The 2,401-nt window shown below is 60.3% G+C and carries 3 protein-coding genes and 1 pseudogene; 2 read left to right on the top strand and 2 right to left on the bottom strand.

Features of this window, described 5'->3' with window-relative positions; translation table 11 throughout:
* Window positions 1-148 (top strand): annotated as a pseudogene (locus WBB85_RS06720) (IS6 family transposase); the annotation flags it as partial.
* 170 nt (window positions 149-318) lie between these two features.
* Here WBB85_RS06720 and WBB85_RS06715 read toward each other — a convergent pair.
* Entirely contained in the window at window positions 319-1,047 is a 729-nt protein-coding gene (locus tag WBB85_RS06715) for an NAD(P)-dependent oxidoreductase (protein ID WP_432637852.1), read from the bottom strand.
* Window positions 1,044-1,892 carry a carotenoid biosynthesis protein gene (locus WBB85_RS06710; protein WP_432637851.1) on the bottom strand — a complete coding sequence of 283 codons (849 nt, stop codon included), beginning with the start codon at window positions 1,890-1,892 and terminating at the stop codon, window positions 1,044-1,046. The genes WBB85_RS06715 and WBB85_RS06710 overlap by 4 nt, the downstream gene beginning before the upstream one ends.
* 88 nt (window positions 1,893-1,980) lie before the next feature.
* On the opposite strand from WBB85_RS06710, the gene WBB85_RS06705 reads away from it, so the two are divergent.
* Window positions 1,981-2,401, top strand: a 421-nt coding sequence (locus WBB85_RS06705; RefSeq protein ID WP_432637850.1) for a TetR/AcrR family transcriptional regulator, incomplete at its 3' end; no start/stop codon positions are given.

The following is a 2,401-nucleotide window of genomic DNA, read 5'->3' as shown; positions in this document are numbered from 1 at the left end:
GCGGATGCGAAGTTTGCAGAAATTCTCCGCCATCCACGCGTCTGTCCTCAACCACTTCAATTCGGAACGACACCTCTACTCACGCCAAAACTTCAAACTCAACCGAGCCGCCGCTCTCGCCGAGTGGCGTGGTCTTTGCGCGGCATAAGGACAGCGTCACTGTACAAGCAGAGACTGGTTCGAATTAGTCTGACAGCACCATCCTGCGCTATAGAGACGAGTTCGAATTTGCCTGACACCGCCGCCACCCGAACGCCCCTGAAATCCAAATGCCTTCGAAACAACCCGACCCCTTTCAAGAAAAGGGGGCCGCCAAAGTCATCTGCGCTTATGCTTGGTCTGCCCCGCTGGCAGCGCTATGCCGATCCGTTTTCGCGCGAATGCACCCCCGGGCGACAGATTGGACAACATAAGTTCCGAAACATCGGCATAGGGCACGGTGATCTGGCCGACGCTCTTGATGAAATGGGGAACTGTGAGAATACGTGGCGCGATTTTCGTCCAGGATGGTGGGCGGATGGGGAAGCAGTCGACCGAAACCCGCATGGAGCCAAGCCCGACTGGAGGCTCGTCTACCATCGGACCAGGACAGCACAACCGCCAGTCCAGATTGCTGCGCGAGAGACGCTCAAAGTTCTTGCCGTGTCGTTGGTAGTGCTTGGGGATGAGCGGAAGTTCGAATCCTTTCGGCCCCGTTTCCCCCATGTCGAGCAGGGCCGCACCAGCCATGAACCAGCAAATCGGCGGATGTGCGACCGATTCTGCGGCGCCGATGATCCGATCAATCAGCGCGGTGAAACCTTCACCGTCTCTCACATTGCCTGCCGCATTGATAAGAACATCGCGACCGGTGACTAGGCGAGCAAGATCCGCATTCGACAGGCTGGTCAGGTCGCCACGGTTAACCTCTAACCGCGCAATGGTCTCCGAGGGCAGCTTTGCCGGATCCCGCACGACAACGCTGACCTGATGGCCCTGTTTGAGCGCTTGTTTTACCAGGACCCGCCCAAGGTTCCCGGTGGCGCCCAGGATGAGGATCCTGCTCATCGCGCGCCGTCTCGCGCGGGCGCGGCCAGCTTGAGTGCCGTCAGGACAATCACGAACCCCATGGTGAAGATCGATACCAGCCCGAGGGACTCGTAGATGTCGCGCAGGTTCCAGACCTGCCCTACGGCGTCAGTGACTGTGCCGGTTTTCGAGCCGAGGACCGCGAAGGAGATGAACTCGGCAATGAGCCCGACATAGAGCCCGAGAGCCTGCGCCTGCGCAATTCGGTCGGGCGTCGCGACCGTCTTTGTCGCGCTACGTGACAGCCAAAAGGCGAAGGCGGCAAAGATCGTCGCCACACAGAGGAACCAGCCCGCGAAGTTCACGAAGGGCACCCCGAAATAGGCCCCGCCGTCGTGCCAGATCCAGGTCAGGTTCACGGTCGCCCGCGACGGGTCCATCGAGAGATCCCACATCACCATGACGAAGGAGGCGACCAGCACGACAGGCCAGCCAAAGGATTGGCCCGGCTCAAGGGCATCGGTCAGCGTGCGCGCGATGTGCCACGAGATGTAGCAGACGCCGAAATAGGCCGGCATGATCAGAAGCGGCACGGTGCCAAGCTGCCAGCCCAGGTCTTCGGTGTAGTGGTAGTGTCCGAAGGGAAAGCCGGTGGCGATCGAGAGCGACTCGTAGCTCCAGCTAATGACAAAGGCGAGCGCGAAGAAAACGCCGAGATTTGCCCAACCGATCTGCCGGGGCGCATGCAGAAGCACAAAGACGATCGGGGCCAGGATCGAGACCAGGGGGACGAGAACGAACCAGTCTGTTCCTGCAAGCAGGGGCTTTGCGGCGGCAAAGGCCGCGTAAAGCGCGACCACCACCCAGATAAGTCCGTTTTTCATCGCTTGCCTCCTCGGTGCCAGTTAATATAATGACAAAAATGTCATTATGAATTATCTCATAGTGACGAATTCGTCAATATGGGATCGCATGAACGAAGACCCAAAGCCAGAGGATCATCGCGTGCGCGTCGCCGCCAGACGCCGCCAGCAGATGCTTGCGCAATTATCGGATGCGGCCGTGCGGGTCATGGCCCGGAGCGGGCCCGAGGGCGTGACTGTCGATAACGTCATACTGGAGGCCCAGGTTTCGCGCGGGACGTTCTACAAATATTACGACGCGCCGGCATCGCTGATCAGCGCAGCCGGTGCGGAACTGGCCGAAGACCTGATCCTGTCGGTATCGCCGGCGCTGCAGACATACGACGACCCGGCCGCGAGGCTGGCGACAGGATTCCGGATGGTGCTGCACTGCGCCCGCGAGAACCCGCTTTTGCCGAGATTCCTGATCCGCGCCGGCTGGCCGGCCGTCGACCGTGTTCCCGCGTTTTCGGCCCGCGTCGGAGCAAATC

It is taken from the genome of Albidovulum sp. (genome assembly GCF_049646345.1).
Classification (GTDB): Bacteria; Pseudomonadota; Alphaproteobacteria; order Rhodobacterales; family Rhodobacteraceae; genus Albidovulum.
This window is presented reverse-complemented; position numbering and strand designations above follow the sequence as displayed.

Bases quoted from the DNA above. Each gene is read 5' to 3' on its own strand.
- WBB85_RS06715 (WP_432637852.1), bottom strand. From the start codon at position 1,047: ATGAGCAGGATCCTCATCCTGGGCGCCACCGGGAACCTTGGGCGGGTC.
- WBB85_RS06710 (WP_432637851.1), bottom strand. From the start codon at position 1,892: ATGAAAAACGGACTTATCTGGGTGGTGGTCGCGCTTTACGCGGCCTTT.